This is a genomic window from Rhodococcus sp. Leaf225, assembly GCF_001426145.1.
In the GTDB taxonomy this organism is placed as follows: Bacteria; Actinomycetota; Actinomycetes; order Mycobacteriales; family Mycobacteriaceae; genus Rhodococcoides.
In genome coordinates this window covers 738,054-758,767 of record NZ_LMRN01000025.1, presented here as the reverse complement: position 1 = coordinate 758,767, position 20,714 = coordinate 738,054, and the positions used below count along the sequence as shown (strand labels likewise).

The 20,714-nt window shown below is 64.2% G+C and carries 18 protein-coding genes; 2 read left to right on the top strand and 16 right to left on the bottom strand.

Annotated elements, in window-relative coordinates; all coding sequences use genetic code 11:
* The 10 genes from ASG69_RS23395 to ASG69_RS21675 form a co-directional block, all read right to left on the bottom strand.
* Positions 1-69: biotin carboxylase N-terminal domain-containing protein (locus tag ASG69_RS23395; protein ID WP_442971101.1), on the bottom strand; the 69-nt coding region annotated here is incomplete at its 3' end.
* Positions 70-124: 55 nt separating this feature from the next.
* A complete protein-coding gene (locus tag ASG69_RS21715) occupies positions 125-994 on the bottom strand; it encodes an NAD(P)-dependent oxidoreductase (protein WP_056442651.1) in 870 nt (289 codons plus the stop codon).
* A 39-nt stretch (positions 995-1,033) separates the two neighbouring features.
* A complete protein-coding gene (locus ASG69_RS21710) occupies positions 1,034-2,296 on the bottom strand; it encodes an MFS transporter (RefSeq protein WP_235579045.1) in 1,263 nt (420 codons plus the stop codon).
* 62 nt (positions 2,297-2,358) lie between these two features.
* On the bottom strand, positions 2,359-4,017 hold the full coding sequence (locus tag ASG69_RS21705; RefSeq protein WP_056442657.1) for an AMP-binding protein: 1,659 nt from the start codon (positions 4,015-4,017) through the stop codon (positions 2,359-2,361).
* Positions 4,014-4,898, bottom strand: a complete 885-nt coding sequence (locus ASG69_RS21700) for an SMP-30/gluconolactonase/LRE family protein (RefSeq protein WP_235579044.1) — start codon at positions 4,896-4,898, stop codon at positions 4,014-4,016. Before ASG69_RS21700 ends, ASG69_RS21705 begins: the two co-directional genes overlap by 4 nt.
* A 35-nt stretch (positions 4,899-4,933) precedes the next feature.
* Complete coding sequence (locus ASG69_RS21695) at positions 4,934-7,450, bottom strand: ATP-binding cassette domain-containing protein (RefSeq protein ID WP_162246749.1); 2,517 nt, start codon at positions 7,448-7,450, stop codon at positions 4,934-4,936.
* Positions 7,447-8,571, bottom strand: a complete 1,125-nt coding sequence (locus ASG69_RS21690) for a substrate-binding domain-containing protein (RefSeq protein WP_162246750.1) — start codon at positions 8,569-8,571, stop codon at positions 7,447-7,449. Before ASG69_RS21690 ends, ASG69_RS21695 begins: the two co-directional genes overlap by 4 nt.
* Before the next feature lie 197 nt (positions 8,572-8,768).
* Positions 8,769-9,827, bottom strand: coding sequence for an ABC transporter permease (locus ASG69_RS21685; RefSeq protein ID WP_162246751.1), 1,059 nt, complete (start codon positions 9,825-9,827; stop codon positions 8,769-8,771).
* Positions 9,828-9,975: 148 nt separating this feature from the next.
* On the bottom strand, positions 9,976-10,818 hold the full coding sequence (locus ASG69_RS21680; protein WP_056442867.1) for an HpcH/HpaI aldolase/citrate lyase family protein: 843 nt from the start codon (positions 10,816-10,818) through the stop codon (positions 9,976-9,978).
* The gene (locus ASG69_RS21675) at positions 10,815-11,822 is read right to left on the bottom strand and encodes a MaoC family dehydratase (RefSeq protein WP_056442672.1); all 1,008 of its coding nucleotides are present in this window, start codon (positions 11,820-11,822) and stop codon (positions 10,815-10,817) included. The genes ASG69_RS21680 and ASG69_RS21675 overlap by 4 nt, the downstream gene beginning before the upstream one ends.
* Before the next feature lie 187 nt (positions 11,823-12,009).
* Between ASG69_RS21675 and ASG69_RS21670 the strand changes: the two genes are divergently transcribed.
* A complete protein-coding gene (locus ASG69_RS21670) occupies positions 12,010-12,732 on the top strand; it encodes a FadR/GntR family transcriptional regulator (protein WP_056442676.1) in 723 nt (240 codons plus the stop codon).
* Positions 12,733-12,806: 74 nt separating this feature from the next.
* On the top strand, positions 12,807-13,757 hold the full coding sequence (locus tag ASG69_RS21665; protein ID WP_056442679.1) for an NAD-dependent epimerase/dehydratase family protein: 951 nt from the start codon (positions 12,807-12,809) through the stop codon (positions 13,755-13,757).
* Between the two features lie 19 nt (positions 13,758-13,776).
* On the opposite strand, the gene ASG69_RS21660 is transcribed toward ASG69_RS21665, so the two are convergent.
* The 6 genes from ASG69_RS21660 to ASG69_RS21635 are packed head-to-tail and all read right to left on the bottom strand — an operon-like array spanning position 13,777 to position 20,697.
* Positions 13,777-14,799: an alcohol dehydrogenase catalytic domain-containing protein gene (locus ASG69_RS21660; RefSeq protein WP_056442682.1), complete on the bottom strand. Its 1,023-nt coding sequence runs from the start codon at positions 14,797-14,799 to the stop codon at positions 13,777-13,779.
* 52 nt (positions 14,800-14,851) lie between these two features.
* Positions 14,852-16,051 (bottom strand): CoA transferase, encoded by a 1,200-nt coding sequence (locus ASG69_RS21655; protein WP_235579042.1) that lies wholly within the window; start codon positions 16,049-16,051, stop codon positions 14,852-14,854.
* Positions 16,052-16,059: 8 nt separating this feature from the next.
* Positions 16,060-17,550 (bottom strand): aldehyde dehydrogenase, encoded by a 1,491-nt coding sequence (locus ASG69_RS21650; RefSeq protein WP_200933866.1) that lies wholly within the window; start codon positions 17,548-17,550, stop codon positions 16,060-16,062.
* An 8-nt stretch (positions 17,551-17,558) separates the two neighbouring features.
* Positions 17,559-18,728: an acyl-CoA dehydrogenase family protein gene (locus ASG69_RS21645; protein ID WP_056442692.1), complete on the bottom strand. Its 1,170-nt coding sequence runs from the start codon at positions 18,726-18,728 to the stop codon at positions 17,559-17,561.
* Positions 18,725-19,495 (bottom strand): enoyl-CoA hydratase/isomerase family protein, encoded by a 771-nt coding sequence (locus tag ASG69_RS21640; RefSeq protein WP_235579041.1) that lies wholly within the window; start codon positions 19,493-19,495, stop codon positions 18,725-18,727. Before ASG69_RS21640 ends, ASG69_RS21645 begins: the two co-directional genes overlap by 4 nt.
* Positions 19,492-20,697, bottom strand: coding sequence for a CaiB/BaiF CoA transferase family protein (locus tag ASG69_RS21635; RefSeq protein WP_056442698.1), 1,206 nt, complete (start codon positions 20,695-20,697; stop codon positions 19,492-19,494). Before ASG69_RS21635 ends, ASG69_RS21640 begins: the two co-directional genes overlap by 4 nt.
* Between the last annotated feature and the right edge of the window lie 17 nt (positions 20,698-20,714).

Genomic DNA, 20,714 nt, shown 5'->3' with positions numbered 1-20,714 from the left:
TTCGTACGCCGCACGGAACGCACGGATCGCGATCTCGCCGCGATTTGCCACCAGCACCTTGGAAAACATTCGGACTACGAACCCCTCGACGAGCTGGAATGGGAAGTGACAAGAGCGCAGACCGTCAGTCTGCGACGGGCGGGTACCAGTTCTGCATGAGGTCGGTCTGATCGGCAGTGCCGCCGAGTCGTTCGACCGCCTCGTCCATCATGGCGGCGACCAACGATCCGACGCGCAGTCTCTGACCGACATGATCCGCCAATGCTCCGGCGAGATGCGCGTCCTTGCGCATCAACTCGAGCGTGAAGCCCTGCTTCAAATTGGGAAAGACAATTTCTGGATAGGTGTAATCAGTGACGTAACTGCGCCCGGACGAAACGTTGAGGACGTCGATCATCACCTCGGGCGTGATCCCGTATCGCTCCGCGAGCGAGAGCATTTCGATGGTCGCGAACCGATTGCAGTGGTTCAGGAGGTTATTGACCAGCTTGGCCGCGTGCCCGGCACCGACCGGGCCGAGGTGGAACACGTTGGACGTGATCGCGGTCAGCAGTGGCTGAGCACGGGCGAAGTCCTCGTCGGATGCGCCGACCATCAGGGTAGCCAGACCGTCGTGAGCGCGCCTGACACCACCAGCGATCGGGGCGTCGATGTAGGAGATCGACCGCAGAGCGAGGTCGTGCACCAGATCCTCGTCGACGATGGGCGTGCTGCTGGTGGTGTCGACGACGAGTGCGCCGGGCGCCATCTTCGCTGCGAGGCCGCCTGCGCCGAGCAGGACTTTCAGCACGTTGTCGGGGCCGGGGAGGGAGAGGAACACGACATCGCAGGTCGCGATGTCGTCGAGGGCGACGAACTGTGCCCCGCGCTGCTCGAGGGGAGCAGCGAGCGCCGGATTCAAATCGTTGACCAACAAGGTGTGCGCGTCGACCAGTCGCGATGCGATGGCAGATCCCATCGCCCCGATGCCGACGAAACCGATAATCTGCGACAAGAATCCACGCTCCTCAAATGTAAGACATTTCATATGTTGCTATTTATAGTTTATCTTGTCAACAGGCGCATGGTGGACAACACCGGACGGAGCATCGACCTGCCGCACCACCAGTGCGCAGAGCGCCGAGATGACAGTCGACCCGGCAATCCAGAGCACGACCGGCATGCCGGAGTCCATGTCCGCCACCAACTTGGTCAGGACCAACGGCGTCACCGCCCCACCCAGAATCACTCCTAGGGTGAATCCGATGGACAGACCTGTGTATCGAACCGCACCGTCGAAGGCCTCGGCGAAAAAGACTCCGATGGTCCCCCAGGTCATCGAATAGCCGGCCAGCATGGCCAGATAGCCGATGAGGACGACACCCTGATTCTCGGTGTCGAATGCTCGCATCCAGCCGTACGCCGTGACCGCGATGGTCAGATTGCCGATGATGAAGATCCGCTTGCGACCGAGGCGGTCGCTCAACGCACCGAAGAAGATGCTCGCCGCGATCACGAACAGTGCCGCCGCGATGATGACGACCAGCATCTCGTTACGGGTGAAGCCCCGCGTCGACCCGTAGGACAGACCGAACACGGTGGCCGAATAGAACGTGACCGAGTTTCCCATGGCTGCACCGGCTATCAACAGGACTGCCAGTTTGTGCTGGCGCAGGACGACCAACGCCGGCGCGGATACCACGTCGTGAGACTTCCTGAGGGTCCTGAACTCCGGGCTCTCCTCGAGGCGAAGGCGAATGATCAACCCGAGGATGACGAGCACGCTGCTGATCCAGAACGGAACGCGCCAGCCCCACGCGAGGAATGAATCGTCGTCGGTCAGCGCTCCGACCGCCAGGAACACGACGTTGGCCAGGATCAGGCCACACTGCGCGCCCGTCTGAACCCATGAGCTGTAGAAACCCCGCTTGCCCTGCGGGCTGTGTTCGACGGTCATCAACACCGCTCCGCCGTATTCGCCGCCGAGCGCGATCCCCTGTACGAAACGAAAGATCACCAGCAGAATCGGCGCCGCGATACCGATGGTGCCGTACGACGGAATGAGGCCGATCGCAACCGTTGCGGCGCCCATCATGACCAGTGTCGTCACCAACGTCACCTTGCGACCCACTCGGTCGCCGAAGTGGCCGAAGACTACGCCCCCGAGCGGTCTGGCCACGAACGCGACCCCGAAGGTGGCAAGGGAGAGGAGCGAGCCCGTCACCGGGTCGGAGTTGGGGAAGAAGACCGTGCCGAACACCAGCGCGGCCGCGGTGCCGTAGATGAAGAAGTCGTAGTACTCGATGGTGGTGCCCATCAGGCTGGCGATACCTACCCGCCTGACGTCACTCGTGGTCGGTGCTTCTGACACGGCGCCCTCTACTCCCGTTGCTCGCGTGCGAGTCGCTCGCGCAACTCGACCTTGCGAATTTTTCCGCTCATGGTCTTGGGGAGGTCGTCCACGACGACCACACGTTCGGGGCAGTAACGCTTGGCCAGACCGCACTCGATCAGGAACTCGCGCAACGAGTCCACGGTCAGGGAGGTTCCCGGGCGGCAGCGGACGAACGCGCAGGCTCGCTCGCCGAGACGGTCGTCCGCATACCCGACCACGGCCACGTCCGTGACGGCCGGGTGACGGAATATCTGACTTTCCACGGACCCGACCGGAATGTTCTCGCCGCCGCGAATGATGATGTCTTTGGTCCGACCGGTGATTGTCACGGACCCGTTCGGGTGATGAATCGCGGTGTCTCCGGTGGCGAACCACCCGTCGGCATCGAATGCTTCCGCGGTGGCGTCGGGACGGTTGTGGTAGCCGACGAACATGCCCGTACCCGTGAGCCACAGATCGCCGATCTCCCCGTCGACCGCGCCGTCACCCTCCGCGGTGCGCACTGCGACCTGTGCGCTTGCGAGTGGTAGGCCGTCGGTGGTGCGGTTGACGTCGTGGAGACCGGGCATGCCCGACACCGCGATGCCGAACTCGGTCATTCCCCACGCGGGAATCACGGCGCATCCCAGCGCCTCCTCCGCCTCGCCCATGAGTGGACGTGGGATGGGCGCTCCGGCCACCGCGATCAGGGAAAGATCTGGGACGTCCTCGCGCTGCAGACCTGATGTCCGTACCAGGTCGATCAGGAAGGTCGGAGAGCCGACCATGCACGTGATGCGCTGTGACGCGATCACGTCTGCACCGATCTCGGGGCTCCATTTCTCCATGAACACAGCGGTCCCCGCGAGGTGCACGGTGAACAATGCACCCCAGAAGAATCCCGTCGAATGGCCGACCGGTGACATGACGAGGTTCCTCATAGGCTGTCCGAGAGCGTCTGGTCCGACGTGAACGGCCCATCCACGAACCACGACGTCGAGCGTTGCGTGCAGGTTCATGACGGCTTTGGGTGCACTCGTGGTTCCGGAGGTGAAGGCAAGTTGAGCCACACCCAGCGGGTCGGCCGGCACCGGAGCGAACGCCTCGGTCGGCTCCATCAGATCGTCGAGGGATACTGTCCCCGAAACGGCCTCTCCCGCAACAACAATCGTCAGATCATCGTTGCTGCGGACCGCCGTCGACAACGCAGTGGACACGACGTCGGTGGTCCCGTGGAACCGGGACACGATCATCAGGGACGTCCCGGTGGTCGAGGTCATGGATTCCACCTCGTGCGAACCGTACGTGATCGGGATACCCGAGTACGTCGCTCCGGCCCTCAGCACCCCGTATACGACCCCGAGGAAGTCGGCCGAGTTCGTCATCATCACTGTCACGACGTCGCGCGGCCGCACGCCGTGGGTTTGGAGGCCGGCGGCGACTCGTCGGCTCATGCTGTCGAGTTCGGCGTACGTCATCTCTGCGACGGTGGCACCGGTGTGGTCGACACTCACCGCGGCGATCGAGCCGGGGTGGCGTGCGACTGCCTCGTCGAGGAATGACCACAGCGAGTCCTGCCGCCACTCTCCCGCGTCCATGCGACGGAGTGCTTCGCCCTCGGTGACGACCGCACCGAGGGGCAGACCTCTGGTCACGGTGGTCATCGGCCCGACGGGATGCCGACCCGCATCGACACGATACTGCTGTCGCGCGCCGCTTTTCGGGTTTCGACGTCGAAGTCTGGTGTTGCGCAGAAGAAGAGCGTATGACCGTCGTCGCCACCGAGCGCGCAGGCGAAGACGCACGACCCCGGATCGACACTCTCCACGATCGTACCGTCGACCACTCGGTGCAGCCGATCCTGCCGGATGTCGGCCAGCCACACCCCACCCTCGGAATCGATGCATGATCCGTCAGGAGCAACGGTCACTTCCTTCAGAGCGTCGTCGGCGGACGACGACGTGGGTAGCGGTCCGAAGGACGCCCAGACGCGCCTGTTGATCAGCTCGCCGGATTCGGTCAGGTCGAAAGCAGTGATGCGGTTGCCGAACGTCTCGTTGACGAGCATGACGTTGTCGGCGTTGATGACACAACCGTTGGGGAACCACAGATCCTCCGCGACCCGTGTGATCGTGCCGTCCGGATCCACTCGGTGGATGAATCCGGGTCGCATGTCCTCGCCCGCGTAGAGGTCGAATCCGAAGTCTCCGAGATACGCCCGACCGAATTCGTCGACGATGAGGTCACCGAGGAACCCTCCGACATGATGTGACAGATCCGCGTGCACGACGACCGTGCCGTCCGCTTCCCGCCGTAGCAATGTCTTGTCCATCATCGACACGATCAGGAGGCGGCCGTCGGGCAACCACCCGAGACCGGATGGTTGATTGGGCACCGTAGCTTCGTCTCTGAGGTCCGAGCCGTCTCCGCGTGCCGACTGCACCTTGAAGGTGTACAGGTCGGAGAAATAGATGCGGCCGTCATGCCAGCGCGGACCCTCCGTGAAGGTGAGGCCGGGAACGATGGTGTCGAAAGTCGTTGGCACGATGAACTCCTCGGTGATGGTTTCTGTGCGAGAACTCATGCCTCGGCGCGCCGTCGGCCACGCTGGGCGTAGGCGTAGGTGCCCACGGCGATGAGAAGGATGAATCCGTAGATGGTCTGGCGGGTCGAGTCCGGGATGTTCAACAGTGGTGTCACGTTGTTCAGCAACGACAGGAACAGAGCACCGAGGAGCGCACCGATGAACGAGCCACGACCACCGGTCAGCACGGCCCCGCCGAGGAACACAGCAGCGAAGCACGTCAACGTGTATCCCGCGCCGACGGAATTGGACCCGATACCGGTCTGTGACGCCAGGAATATTCCCCCGACGACGGCACCGAACGAGCACACCAACAGTCCCACCGTGCGCACGCGGGTGACCGATTGTCCGACTCGACGGCTGGACTCCATGTCGAATCCGGTTGCTCGCAAGGCGAGGCCGGCGGGCCGGCGCTGCAGCCACCATTCCGCTCCGAGGGCGATGGCGACGAGAACGATGAACGGTGCGGGGATGAAACCGATCCCCAGGGAGAACATCTGGTTCAGACCGGGCGCAATCGATCCTTCGGGCTTGGGCCTGAGCACGATCGCGAGCCCTGCGATGATGGCCATGGTCGCCACTGTCGCAACGATGGCGTTCACCTTGAGCCTCTCGATCAAGAATGCGTTGAGGCACCCGATGACCAGTGCTGCAAGCAGAAGTACTGGCACAGCGACCAGCAACGTGCCGGGCGAGAGATCCGGTAACACGAGCGAGCAGATCACCACGGTGAGACTCATGGTGGAGCCGACCGAGATGTCCAGACCGCCCGAGACCATGACGTATTGCTGACCGAGCGCGACGAATGCGAGGGGCAACGTGAGCAGCAACCAGTTCGCAAGATTTTGCGGTGTCCAGAAGATCTCGGACTGTGTTCCCGTGTAGAAGGACACGAGAGCCAGCAGGACGAGCAACATGGCCACCGGGATCTGACCGGACACCCGACCGAGTGCCCGCCCCAACCAACTGGGACCGATGGGGAGGCTCACCGTCTCCTCGTCGACGTCGACCGCACCGACGAAACTGCGGACTATGGCGGCCTCCGTCGTCGGAGCCCGCAACTCCTCGATAGCCACCCCCTTCGACATGACGATGACTCGATCACACAGCCCCGCGAGCTCCGAGGAATCCGACGAATTGATCACCACGGCGACGCCGGAATCAGCGGTGTCGGCGATCAAGCTGTAGATGTCCAGACGCGCCTTCGCGTCGACACCCTGGGTGGGTTCGTCGAGCATCAGCACCTTGACCTGGCGCAGCGCGGCGCGTGCCAGCACCGCCTTCTGCGCGTTGCCGCCGGAGAGAGCGCTGATGGGCTGGTGCGCCGAGGCTGCGACAATTCCCAAGCTTGCTTGTGCGCTCTCGAACTCCGAATGGAGACGACCCGGTAGGGCCAGTCCGAACGGACCGGCATCCGATCCCAGCTGGGTGGTGGCGTTGGCCATCACCGACAGTGGGAGAAAGACTGATTCCGCTGCTCGATCGCCACTCTGGAAGCTGATTCCGGCGTCGAGCGCGGAGGGCGGAGACAGTCGCTTGATCGGAGCGCCGTCGACCGACACGTCACCCTTGTCACGACCGATCCCGATCATTCCGCGCAGTACTTCGCGCTGGCCGTTTCCTTCGGCACCGGCGATGCCCACGATCTCGCCGGCTTCCACGCTGATGTCGATGGGCCCGTATCCGGGTCCGGCCAGGCCGAAGACCTTCAAGCGCTCGGGCGCAGCTCCGTCTCGCGTTGCACGAGTGGGAAATTCGAGCGCTGTCGGCGCGCCCACCATCATCTCGACGATGTCGTCGACTTCCCACTTCCCGGAATCGAAGGTGCCCTGGATGACGCCGTCGCGAATGACGGTGACGCGGTCGGCGAGGCGCCGGACCTCCGGCAGCCGATGGCTGACGTAGACGATGGCGGTGCCGTCGTCGCGAGACGCCCGGACCAGGCCGTCGAGATGCTCGGCATACTGCATGTCCAATGCTGCGGTGGGCTCGTCGAGCATCAGCACGAGCGGATTGTGGGCCATCGCCTTGGCGACCTCGAGCAGTTGCCGAGAACCCGGCCCGAGAGCTCGCACCGTGTCACCGGTTCCGAACGGCAGATCGAATCGGGCCAGCAGGCCGTCGAGATCGTCGGGTGGTGTTTCGCCGACCGAGTGGAACGAGAGCTCGACGTTCTGGCGAACCGTCAGGTCCTCCACGAGTGAGGTGTCCTGGTACGCGACCATCAACCCGAGCTGACGGGCCCGCCGGACGCCGCTACCCGCGAGCGCGGTTCCACCGATCAGCACGGTTCCCTCCTCCGGCGTGAGTACGCCGGAGGCCGATTTGATCAGAGTCGACTTTCCGGAACCGTTCTCGCCGACCAAAGCGTGGACCTCACCCGGTCGCACGTCGAAGGAGATCGCGTCGAGTGCGCGGACACCCGGATACACCTTGGTGACACCGGTCATCACCAAGACTGGGTCCAGGTTGGTTGGCGACACCTGCTCGGCGGGAGATTTCGCGACGGTCATGACGCGGACAGTGCAAGAGCGATCTGAGCGGAAGTCAGAAGACTCGGAACCGGAGTGCTGGCGGGAATGGACGGGTCGGCGTTCTGCAGCACGCTGTCGAGCGAAACCACCGGGTTGGGCGAGATCATCTGTCGGCTGACGTCCTGACCAGCTCTGAGCATGATTCCCGCTGTGACTGCGATTCGCCCGCTCCATACCTGACTGTTGGTGACGAAGCTGGTCGGGTCGAGGTTGGCATTCCGAGCTTCTGTGAACGCGGTCAGCCAGGACTGGTTCACCACGTCGGACATGACGACCGGCGGTGTCTGGCCGCGGTCGACGAACGGACGCACGAGGTCTTCGGGGGTGTAGTCGTACACGATTGCACCTGGGGTGGTTCCGGAGGAGAGCAGTGCGTTGGCTGCCTGGGCTGTTCCCTGGGGAGTCCACTGCGTGAATCCTTCGAGTGCGCGAGTCCACCCTGCCGCCTGCATCGACCGCTCGAAGCACGGCTGCCATGTTGCTGCATTGCTGTTCCCGGGGATTCCGGTGTACATCGCGTAAGACTTGTTGGGAGCGTTCGTCGCGGCGATCGCGGCCCCAGCTTCGGTGTACGTCTGGCATAGGTCCGGAACCACCTGAGCCGCTACGGTGTCGACCACATCGTCGGGCAATGGGGTTTGAGCCTCGACGACGAGAATGCCGGCGTCCTTCGCCTGCTGCAGGACGGGGCCTACGGCTCCACCGTAGATCGAGTTGAGGACGATGATGTCGACGCGCTGCGCCACCAGGCTCTGAAAATTGGCGAGGAAGCCGGCGACATCGGTGGACGAGTTGTAGACCACTTTCGCGACCTGCGGCGAGGCGATCGCCTGAGCGGTGATCTCGCCACGGAAGATGCTGCGCCACGGGTTGACGTTGTCGTTGGCGAACGCGACGGTCAAAGATCCCCGCCCAGTTTCGCACACGTTGCTCTGCATACATTGCGCGAACGTCTCGTCCTGCTCGCTGGTGAGAGGGACCGATGCGACGGCCATGGTGTTGAGGATGGTCGGGTCGAGCGAATCTGCTGGAACCGACTGCAGGAACGCTTTGTCGATGGTTGCCTGCAGGGCCTCGGGAGTGGCGACGTCGGTGGACACCGGGTCCACCGTCTCGCCGGTACCACTGTCTCCCGCGGTAGTGCTCGAGCAGCCGGCAGCCAAAGCCACCACCGCCAGGGCTGCGGCGTATCGGGCGCGCCGAGAGCGGGCAGCATCACGCTGTCGCGGCAGTGTCTCGGAAGAATTCATATCTGACTCCGTGTGTTCGGTGAAGCGTGGGAGGAAGTGCGGACTTGTCAGCTCGCGCTGCGGAGCGATCGGGTGAATCGACGAAAACTGGTGGCGCCGATGGTGCCCACCGTGATCGCGGCGACCGCGATGACGAGGGCGGCACCCTGAACGATCGTGCGAGCGCCGGCCGACAGGCCGAGGATCGCGAGGGTCTGGTCCAGCAATTGAAGAAAGATGCACGCGACGACGACGCTCGCAACGCTTGCGGGGCCGCCCGCGAAAATTCCGCCGGCGATGCCGACTGCGGTCACCGTGGCGAGCTGATAGGGCGTGCCGACGGTACTGTCCGGCGTCCCGACGAATCCGGAGAGCAGAACTCCGGCGAGACCGTACAGCAGGCCTGCGGCCGCGAAGCTCGACAGCCGTACTCGGGTGACTCGCACTCCCAGAGCGCGCGCGGCTCTCGGATTGGACCCCACCTCGGCAATTCGCCGACCCGCACGGGTCAGGTGCAGTATGCCCGCGAGAACTGCCGCAAGTACGACAGCGACCAGGAAGCATGCGTTGACCCGGAGAATCGAGAGCTGCGCGAAGTCTTGAAGGGCCCGGGGCGCTTGCCCGGTCAGCGAGAACGACACACCGCTCAGATAACTGATCAAGCCACTGACGATGCCGAACGTGGCCAAGGTGACAATGAGCGAATTCAGTCCGAGAACCGAGATCAAGATCCCGTTCACGGTGCTGATCACCACTGCCACAGCCACTGCCACAACCAGGACCAGCGGGACGTTGGCGCCGTCTCCGCCGTAATGGACGACGATTCCGGCGACCGCCGCGAGAATCGCGGGCACGGAAAGGTCGATGGCACCGAGCATGATGATGAGCATCTGGCCCATGGACGCGAGCGCGAGAGTCCCCGCCAGCGCCGTCACGACCCAGACGGAGTCCCCTTTCACGCTGGCCGGTGCCGCGATGAGAGCGGCAACGATGAGGAGGGCCAGCGCTGCCCATGCCGCGAGGTACCGGCCGGGGTACCGATACTTGATGTCGGTCAGTCGACGCGAGCCCCCCTTGGGAGCACGCGAACTCGCCACCACCGAACCACTCTGCACGACCGTTGACATGTGAGAACTTTCTTTACAGTCAGTCATAATACTGACAGGAGTGATAGCTGTCACAGCATGGCCTAAGGGCAAGTCTTCAGTCAAGCTTTCAGTCAAACAATTATCAGAATGTAGGACTGAGCCGAATCGGCCGAGGTCTCGTCGGGGTTCACTCGTTCGCTGGAACCCTGGCCAGAATCGTCCGAGCGCGAGCAATCACCGGCGGGTCGACCATCCTGCCGGCGACCGCGACCGCGCCGCCGCCGTCGGAAACGTCACCAGCATCCACCGCCGCCACGATCTGACGCGCCCACACGATGTCGACATCGGACGGGCGGAGAACGCCGTGCACCGTCTCGACCTGACGCGGATGAATACAAAGCTTGCCGGTGAGTCCCAGCGCCAACGCGTGCGTCACGTCGCCGATCAAGCGTTCGGAGTCGTTCAACGCCGTGGTGACCCCGTCCACCGGGCCGGCGATCCCGGCAGCGGCACTGGCGAGGACCAACTGAGACCGGGTGTGAAGGAACGCTTCACGCGACTCCGAGTCCACTCCCAATGCGGCCGCGAGGTCGATGTGTCCGAGCGCCAGTCGAACCACTCCTTCGGCACCCGCGATCGATTCCGCCCGCAATACTCCGGCGGGCGTCTCGATCAGCGGTATCAGCGGCAGCCCCGACCGGCGGTGTAGTCCCTCGAGCACCTCCACGGAATCGGCCTTCGGGACCATCACCGGTACGTCGAACCTCTGTAGCGACTCGATCTCCCGCTCGTGCCACCGTGAGTCCACCGCATTGATGCGCACTGCCGTCACCGACCCTCTCTGTCCCTCGCCGAGCCACGCGGTGATCAGGGCGAGCGCACTCGATTTGTCGTCGGGGTGTACCGCATCTTCGAGATCGAGAATGACGACATCCGACCCCGCTGCGTCTGCCTTGTCGAAGCGGTCGGCACGAGACGCCGGAACGAACAGAAACGTGCGTGCAGACTTGATCTGCGCACTGAGGGTCATCGCACGATCACGATCGGGCGCCACACGAGCACCTCGTTCGAACTTCCGTCGAGCGCGTGGCGGCTGCGGGTGACAACCCGTAGCCCGAGTGCTCGAACACCGTCAGCGTTCGACTGCACGGTCTCGACAGCCACGGTCGACGTGAGGAAATCTCCCTCGTGCACGGGACCAACGTGATCGCAGCCGTGCCACCCCGCAACCGCGACGATCCCCGGAATTGCCTGGCACACGTGATGAAACGCAATGCCGATGGAGTGGCCGCCGTAGACCAGCCGCGCCCCTCCTGCGGCCGCGGAATCATGATGCACCCGTGCCACGTTTCCGGTCAGGCGAGCGAGTTCGGGCGCGCTGGAGACCACGTCGCCGCCGAGAACGTCGAACTCGGTGCCGATCTCCCACCCTGCAGGGCCAGGTGGATACGGCACCTCGTCGATGTTCCATCCCGCCACCGACGCGAACGGATCGTGTGGTCCGGACAAGTCCGCTCCCGACGACGTGTCGTCTCGGTGGCCGGTCTCGGGAGCGAGGGGCGAGAGCAGAACCATCGCGCAGCGGCGGTAGTCCAACACCGTCCGCCCGTGTTGATCGACGGTGGTGATGCGAAGTACGACCAGACCGGTCGGGGAGCGATCGGGCCGGCGCGCGTTCTCACGAAGAGCCTCCACGACCGACCTGGTTTTCAGCGTGTCGCCGACCACCGGTGATCGATAAAAATGCAGTCCCCGGTAGAACAGGTTCGCACGCACGTGTTGCGTCGCCGGCGTCGACTGGCCGATCGAGATATCCCACACCAGAGCGGGATTGACTATCGAGCCGCCGACGACGGCATGCGCTGTCGTGCGATCGAGAGACAATGCGTACCGGTTGCCGACGATCGAGCTGTGTACCGCGGCGAGTCCGTCGGTCACGGTCACCGCGGGCGCCGTGTCGAACACTCGACCTACGACCATTTCATCGAAGTAGGGACTCCGAACGGGCTTCCGGGTGTGCTCGGCCACCGACATGCAGGTACCACCATTCAGCAATCGACTAATGAGACAGCTAGACTACTGTCAGATGATTGAACGGTTGCACGAATCGGCGTTGAATGTTGCGCAGTGACCGCGTGCTCGGCTGCAGCGTGGGAGGATGGTGGATAATTCTCACTTCGAGCTCGATACCTGCTCTCGACACCACGCTTCTGGAGACCCCATGACGTCATCTTCGACCAACTCGTTCAAAGCGCGCCAAGTGACTCGTCCGCGCGACCAAGTCGAAGAGCAGCTGCGTGAGGCCATTCTGGACGGACGGTTCAAGCAGGGTGCCAAGCTTCCACCCGAGACCGAACTCGCCCAGCTGTTCGGCGTCAGCCGCCCGACGGTTCGTGAAGCACTCGGCGCTCTCGTCAGCTCCGGCCTCATCCGCAAGATCCCGGGCGTGGCCGGCGGCAGCTTCGTCAACACCGTGACCCCCCACTCCCTGAGCCAGATGCTCAGCGAATCGATGGACACCATCGTTCGCATCGGGGCGCTGGACATCGCGGAGATCACCGAGGTACGTCGGCTTCTCGAAATCCCCGCCGCCGAATGGGCCGCCCGCAACCGCACCGCCGACGACGTCGCGAAGATTCGCAGCATCATCGATCTGCAGAAGAACACGTCGATCGACGACCCCGATATTCCCGAGTACGACCTCCGGTTCCACACCGCGATCGGTTACGCGTCGGGCAATCGACTGCTGGCAGCGTTCATCTCGTCGGTGCACGATGCCACACACCCCGCGCAGTTCCTGGACGTGACACCGGAGGTGGCGAAGAAGACCGTGCGACAGCACATCGCCATCGAGGCTGCGATCGAAGCGCAGGATCCGGAGAAGGCCGGCGCTGCCATGCGCGAACATCTGGACTTCGTGCTTCAGTACTCGCTTCCCTGCTGAGGCGGACTACCAACCCGCCTCGTCCCCACACGAGCATTATTGTCAGACATTAACCGGCCTGATACTTTCGATACATGACGAACACCTCTCCCGCGAGAATCCTGATCACCGGCGCTGCCGGCTTCGTCGGATCCCACGTGGTGGAACTACTGGCTACCGACACGAGTACGACAATCCTCGCCACCGATGTCGGCGGCGAGGCAATGCTCGAGACGTTGAACGAACTTCCGAGCGTGAGCGCGCACTCCGGCGATCTCCGCGATCCGTCGGTTATCGAATCCATGGTCGATGGCGTCGATGTCGTCATCCACCTCGCTGCCGTGCGCACCAAAGCCTCGTCCTCCAACCCACGGGCCGCACACGAGGTCAACGTCGGGTCCACTTACGACCTCCTCACAGCAGCCAAGAGGTCCGGCGTACGGCGCATCGTCTTCGGCTCGTCACACACCGTGTACGGGTCCTTCGCCGACCCGAACCGCGCCCCGTTCGCCGAAGACGAACCGTGGCCGTGCGCAGGGGTGAACATGTATGCCGCCACCAAGCTCGCCGGCGAGGCCTACTGCGAGGCGTTCGCCGCGGACGGGGGCCCTGACTACCTCGCGTTGCGACTGGGCACGATCTACGGCCCCCGCACCAGCCCCGGGTCGAACGGATCGTTGATGACCGACCTGCTGAGCGTCGTACGACAGGACCGCACGCCCACCATCCCGTGGGCGGGGGGCGCGCAGCACGGCCTCATCCATGTCGCCGACGTGGCCGAAGCGGTTCGTCGTGCGGCGTATTCCGACGCCAGCGGGATGGCGGTCAACGTCTCCGGTGTGCCGAGAACGTCGAAGGAGATCTACGGCACCTTGGCCGACATGGTGGGAAGCGATCCAGCCTCGATCACCTATGACGAGAACCGAACTCGATATCAGCTGGTCAGCCAGCAGAGGATGCGCGACCTCCTGGACTTCACGCCTCGGGTCGACCTCACGGACGGCCTGCGCAGCGTCGTCGAGTGGTTCGACTCGACACTCGTCTGACGCTGCGCGGTGGCGAAGATCAGAAGACGATGACACCCTTGCCCGCACGCTGTCTGTCGAACTCCGTGTAGGCCTCGGACACCTCGTCCAGCGACCAGCGGTGCGTGAACAAGGCGTCGACCGGCAGATCGTGCGCGACGATGAAATCTGCGCACTCCTTCTGCCCCACCCAGGACATCGACCACGATGTCATGACCGTCAGTTGGCGCCGCAGATACGGCAGTACGCCGAAAGAGATCTCTGCTCCGACACCGACGAAACATCCACGACCCCATCGTGACAGGCTGTCGATCATGACGGAGGCCGCAACCGACGAGCCGGATGTCTCCAGTCCGACGGGAACGCCGTCGGCACCGGCCACCTGCCGAATCGCCTCCGGAACAGCTCCACTCGCAGGATCCACTGCGGCCACCGCGCCGAGTGCGAGTGCCTGCTCACGCCTCTCAGCGCTGAGATCGACGGCGATCACACGGGCGCCCATCGCGGTCGCGAGCATGGTGGCCGACAGCCCCACCGGCCCCTGACCGGACACCACCACATACTTCCCGCCGACGTCACCGACGCGGTCCAGCGCACCCCACGCGGTACCTGTCCCACACGAAATTGCCGCGCCCGCCTCGAAACTCAAGGAATCGTCGAGCGGAACCAGGGTGGACGCCGGCACCTTGATGTAAGGCGCGTGACCACCATGGTCGTCACTTCCGAGTACGACGATTGGCTGCACGATGCACATCTGCGACCATCCGGACCGGCAATCGGAGCATGCCCCGCACCCGATGTAGTGATGGATCATCACCCGGTCGCCGACCTTCGCGACCGTCTCCGACACACCCGCACCCACCGAGTGCACCACGCCCGCAGGCTCGTGGCCTGCGATGCACCGGCCGGCGCCGTCGACCGGGTCGGCTCGGTAGTAGTTCAGATCACTTCCGCACAGCCCGGACGCCTTGGTAGCCACGACGACCTCACCCTCACCCGGCGTGGGCTCGGGGAATTCGCGCAACTCGACCTTTCTGTCGCCGAGATATACCGCTCCTTGCATCACGATCTCCTTCTTGTGTTCTCGCAGTCATGCGTGGCGGACGGCAGTCGGGTCAGCCGACGACTCCGCGTGTGCGCAGATCGGCAAGCTCGGTGTCGGACAAACCCAGTGCGTCGCCGAGAATTTCATCGGTGTGGTCCGACAGACGGGGTGCCGCAGTGCTTCTGGCGTGTACATCACCCCATCGCCAGGGGGCGGCCGCGCTGAGCATGGTTCCCACTCCAGGCTGATCGATCTGGTGCACGATGCTCGCCGGGTCCTCGAGTGCGATCGACACGACCTCACTCATGTCGCGGTAGGGGCTCCAGAGTGCTCTCGCCGCATTCAGTGACTTTTCCACTTCCGCGAGGTCACGCGCCGCGAACCAGGGCCGAAGGACTGATTCGATCGTGTCCCGGAAGCGGAACCGTGCACCCTCGTCGTCGAAGTTCACCGCGAATGTCTCGGCGAGCGCCCTGAAGACCGTCTCGGTGTCAGTGGCTCGTTGCAGTGCGTTCCACTGAGCGGTCGTCAGGGCGATGACCATGACACGGCGTCCGTCGGACGTGGCGAAATCGACGCCGAATGTTCCGAACATGTGATTGCCCAGACGTTCTCGGGCGCTGCCGGTTTCATGCGCCTCGGCCAGCCAGCCCATGTCCGCCACACCGGCGAGAGCAACGTCCGACAACGCCATGTCGACCTTGGATCCGTTCCCGGTCCTGTCGCGGTGGACGACGGCGGCCACCACCGAGGTGGCCGCAATCATTCCGGTCACCAGATCCCAGGCCGGCAGGACGTGATTGACCGGCCCCACCGTGTCGCGGGGGCCCGTCATCATCGGCAGGCCGACTTCGGCGTTGATCGAGTAGTCGACCGCAGGTAGACCGCCCCGTCGCCCCTCGATGTGCACGTGAATCGCGTCGGCGCGTCGCTCGGTGAGTTGTTCGAACCTTATTCGGCTGCGACCCGGCATGTTGTCGACAAGGATTCCGGAACTCGGCCCGGGCGCCGTCACGAGCTCGAGCAGTAGTTCCCTGCCCTCGTCCGTGCGGTGGTCGATGGTCACCGACCGTTTTCCGCGATTGAGGTTGTTCCAGAAGAGGCTCGATCCGGTATGCGAGAGCGGCCACCGGCCCGCGTCGCTGCCGCCGCCTGGCGGATCGACCCGAATGACATCGGCGCCCAACTGGGACAGCGCGAGACCGGCGGATGGTCCGGCGACGAAGGACGACGCCTCGATGACGCGAATTCCCGCGAGAGGCCCTGTCACCTCACCGATCACGTGGTTGCCAGTGTCGGGTCCGCTGCGACGAGCGCCTCGGCCACCGCTTCCGACACCCCTACTGCTTTGAGCTCGACATAGGCTTCGAGTCCCTCGGGCCCGTTCTCACGTCCGAGTCCGCTGAGCTTGATTCCGCCCATCGGCGCGGAGAAACCCGCCGGATTGCCGTTCACCTCGACGGTGCCGGTATGCATGCGCTCGGCGACGCGCAGGCCGCGCTGGACGTCCGCGGTGAACACTGCGCCGTTGAGTCCGTAGTCGGAATTGTTGGCCAGCTCGATGGCGTGCGCCTCGTCGCGGTACGACAGCACGGACACCACGGGACCGAAGATCTCCTCACGCACGATCTTCATGTCGGGAGTGGCGTCGACGAAGACGGTCGGCTCGACGAACCATCCCCGATCCAGGTGCGCCGGACGACCGCCGCCGAGTACGCAGCGTGCACCTTCGGCTCGCCCGGCAGCGATGTAGCCCTCCACTACGGTGCGTTGACGTTCGGACACCATCGGACCGATCTGCGTGTCGGGGTCCGTCGGGTCACCGACGGGCATCGACGACACCATCGCGACCAGCCGCTCGGTGAACTCCGCTTGCTGCGACTCGTGCACGAGAATGCGAGTCTTCAGCGAACACACCTGCCCACTGTTGCGGAACGATCCCATACGCAGTGCCTCGACGGCCTGATCCAGATCTGCGTCGGGCAGCACCACCGCAGCCGACTTGCCGCCGAGTTCGAGAGTGACTCGGCGCAGATCCGCACCGCACCGCGCCGCGATGCTGCGTCCCGCTGCGGGAGAACCGGTGAACGTGACCTTGTCGACCATCGGGTGCCCCACGAGGTACGCACTTGCGTCCCGGCCCGCGGGCACCACATTGAGAACTCCGGGCGGTAGACCGGCTTCGGTGGCCAGCTCGGCGAGCAGGTAGGCATCGAGCGGGGTCTCCGGGGAAGGCTTGAGCACCATCGTGCAACCGGCGATCAAGGCGGGCACGAGCTTCTGAACGTTGATCGACAGCGGCATGTTCCATGGCGACACCGCTGCGACGACTCCGACGGGACTTCGAGTGACGAGGGCATTGGCAGAGGCGGAACGTCGTAGCGCGCGCCACGGGAAGGCCGCGGCGATGTCGAGGGATGCGTCGATGACCTTGACGGGGTTGGCCGCTTGAACGGATCGCGATTGGGTTATGGGACAGCCCATCTCGGTGGTGATCGTGACGGCGAGCGCCTCCGCGTTATCGACGAGGAGTTGCCGCAGACGCCGGAGGACATCCAGACGATTCTGCAGCGAGGTTCCGGTCCATTTCCCGTCATCGAACGCTCTGCGCGCAGCACGCACCGCGGTGTCCATGTCCTCGATCGAGCCCGCCGGCACTGCGCCGTAGACCTCGCCCGTCGTCGGTGACACGAGCTGGGTCATCTCCGACGACGCCGGTTGCACCCACCCGCCGTCGACGAAAATGGCGTCGTAGGTTGTCTTCTGCATCATTCTCCTCACACGTCGACGGTTGTTCGCGTCGCTCCGAGACGGATGTCCCGTGCGACGAGCATGCTCTGAACCTGGTTGGTGCCGTCGTAGATCTCGGCGATCTTTGCATCGCGAAGCAGCCGTTCGGCTCCGAGTGACACCAGGTCACCGTCCGGACCCAGCAACTCGACACAGCGCGCAGCGACCGTCGTACCCAGTGTGGTGCAATGCATCTTGGCCAGCGACACCTCTGCGACCGGCTCCTCGAAGCTGGAGTCGACCTGGTCGCACACCGACAGCAACATCGCCCGCGCCGCCGTGATGTCGCCGCGCAGTCGGGCGAGTTCGAATTGCAGGTCCTGTGCGTGCAGCGTCTTCGACGACAACAGATCGCGGTCCGCGGCCCAGGACACCACGACGTCGAACGCGCCTTGCGCGAACCCCACACCCTGCGCCGCTGCACTGATGCGAGAGCGGATGACGGAGCGCAGCAGTAGCGGGTAGCCCTCGCCCTCCTCCCCCATCCGAGATGACACCGGAATCCGGCAGTCCTGGAAAGACAACGTCACCGTCGACGCTCCCTTCTGTCCCAACTTCTTCATGGGCGCACCCGGCTCGAAACCGTCGAGAGTCGCGGTGTCCAGAAGAAACGCGGTGATACCCGATTTTCCGAGTGACGTGTCCACGGTGGCGAACAGGACGATCACGTCGGCGCGATCACCGTTGGAGATGAACGTCTTCTCACCGTTGACGATGTACGTGTCCCCGTCGCGTCGCGCGACGGTGCGCATGGAACTGACGTCCGAGCCGGCACCTGGTTCGGTGAGCGCAATCGACCCGATGGCGGTGCCTTTGCACAGCTCCGGAACCCATCGTGCGCTCTGCTCCGGTGAACCCTGAAGATGAATGGGGTGAGCAGCGTGCATCTGTGTCATGTAGACCGTCGATGTGGCACCGCACACGGCTGAGATACGTAGCAGCGCCTCCGCGTAAGTCGACGTGCTGGCACCTGCACCACCGAGCGACTTCTGCATCTGCAGGACCCCCAAGCCAGCATCCGCCAGTTCGGCGATCCCGGCGGCGGGGAACGTGCCGGTCGCATCGATCTCCGCAGCAGCGGGAGCAATGGTGCGCGCGATCACCGAATCGACGGTGTCGATGATGTCGTGATCGATGCTGGCCCACGGTGTGTTCATGAATTCTCCTGGTGGAAGACGGGTGCACGACGCTCGGCGAAGGACGTGATGCCCTCTTGCCCGTCGCGAGCAGCGATGGAGATGGCAGCGAGGGCCGCTTCGTGATCGAGCGCCGCGGCACGGAATGCCGGACGAGCGGCGTCGAGGATGTTCGCGATACCGCGCCGGCTCCCCGACGCGATCAGCTCTGCCAGCCGCCGTGCTTCCGCCGCCGACTCTCCTGGCGGCAGAGGGGGTACCGACAGCAGTCCGATCTGCCAGGCACGGTCGGCGTCCACTCGTTCACCGCCGAGCATCATCAGCAACGCCGCTGGTTTGCTCACCGACATCGCGAGGCGCTGGGTACCCCCGAATCCGGGAATGCACCCGATGCGCGCTTCCGGGAGACCGAAGCCACTCCGATCGGACGCGATCACCAGGTGGCAGGCGAGCATCAACTCGAACCCGCCCCCCAGCGCGAATCCGTCGACATCGGCAATGACCGGCACCACTGAATCGGCGACGGCCGTCATGGTGCGTTGACCAGCACGGATGAACGACTGTGCCGCCTCGATGTCGAGCCCGCGAATCTCGTCCAGGTCGGCTCCCGCACAGAACGCGCGATCACCACTGCCACGAATGACGATGGCGCCCAGCGACTCGTCGTGCTGGGCATCATCCACGGCAGCCAGCATCTGCGCCAGAACGATGGTGTTGAGTGCGTTCAGCTGCTTCGGCCGAGTGATCTCTATGGTCAACACCCGTCCGGAACGAGTGGTGTCGATCATGGAACCCACACGACCTCTGCATTCGTCAACGCTGCGATTTCCGCATCGTCGAGTCCGATCTCGGCGAGGACTTCCCTGCCGTGTTCTCCCCGCAGCGGGGCCGGTAGACGAGCCTGCCGATCCTCGGGGTCGGACGCAAGTCTCCAGGGGGTTCCGACGCCGCGGAATGTGCCGGCGACGGGGTGTTCGTAGGGCACGATGGCCTTGCGGGCCTCGACCTGTGGGTCCGAGACCACCTCCGACAGGGAGTTGATCTGCGAGCACGGAACGCCGACGCTCTGCAGAGTTTTCAGCGCTGTCTCCGACGACATGGTCAGGAGTCGAGCTTGGAAGAGCCCGACGACCTCCTCGCGTTTGGCGCGGCGATCGGCGTTGGTGCGCAGGTCTTCTCGCTGTCCCAACTCGTGCAACCCGAGTGCATCGCATGCCCGGACCCAGTGACGGTCGTTGCCGATCGCGACAACGATGGGTCGGTCGGCCGTCACCATCGACTGGTAGATCGCGACGACTGAGTCACGTCCCGAGCACGGGGACGGTTCTGGATCACCGGCGAGGTAGCTCGCGATGCGGGGAGACATGAACGCCAGATCGGCCTCAAGCAGCGCGATGTCGACCACCTCACCCTCACCCGTCCGCTGCTGCTTGACCAGAGCTGACGAAATGGCGAACGCAGCAACGGTTCCTGCTGCCACGTCCGACAACGCAGTGCTGACACGTTGCGGCACGCCGTCTGCGCCCGTGACGCTCATGATTCCGGATCGGGCCTGGGCGATCAGGTCGTAGCCCGGGAGGGCGGAATCGGGCCCGGTGAGCCCGAAACCGGAGAATGCACAGACGATGAGCTGGGGAAACCTCGACCGCAGGGTGTCCGGATCCAATCCGTGCTTCGCCAGCTTGACCGGGTTGATGTTCTCGATGAAGACGTCGGCGGTCTCGAGGAGTGAGAACAGCACCTGTCGGCCGGCCTGCCCGCGAATATCGAGGCACATGCTCCGTTTGTTGCGGTTCACCGACAAGAACCATGCGGCCTCACCGTTCAGGAACGGTGGGCCCCACCCGCGCGCGTCGTCGCCACGGGTCGGTTCGATCTTGATGACGTCCGCTCCCATGTCGGCGAGGTACATCGAGGTCGTCGGTGCGGCGTAGGACGACGAGATGTCGACCACCCGAACACCGGCCAAGGGGCCACTGGTTGGATCCATCTTCTTCTCCGGTTTTC